A 361-nucleotide genomic window follows, 5' to 3' on the forward strand; every position below is an offset into this window, starting at 1 on the left:
ATTTAGAGGGCTGGGAGATCTATTAATCTCAGCAAGAGATGAAATGTATACAAACGAATACATTTTAATGAATTTTGAAAGTACAGAACCTGATAATATGCTTGACCCGAATGATTATACATTTGATAAGCGCGAAGTGGAATTTATCCTCTATGGTAAGTTCGAATCAGCAGAAAACTACGAGATGGCGTTATTACAGTTATTTGCTATTCGATTTGCTTTTAGGTTGATAGATGCGTTTACTCAAGATCATGTAAGAGGTGCTGGACACCCTATTTTAGTGTTTGTTGCAGCTGTGGGTCATGCTTTAACAACTGGTATTAATGATGTTAGATTATTAGCTTCAAATGAAGAGGTAGAG

The 361-nt window shown here is 35.7% G+C and carries 1 protein-coding gene; it reads left to right on the forward strand.

Annotation, left to right across the window (positions count from 1 at the left end; all coding sequences use genetic code 11):
• Window positions 1-43: 43 nt before the first annotated feature.
• On the forward strand, window positions 44-361 hold a 318-nt coding region (locus AOA59_RS31905; protein ID WP_143522746.1), incomplete at its 3' end, for a DUF5702 domain-containing protein.

Origin of the sequence: Pseudomonas sp. 2822-15 (assembly GCF_002742515.1) — a bacterium.
In the GTDB taxonomy this organism is placed as follows: Bacteria; Pseudomonadota; Gammaproteobacteria; order Pseudomonadales; family Pseudomonadaceae; genus Aquipseudomonas; species Aquipseudomonas salomonii.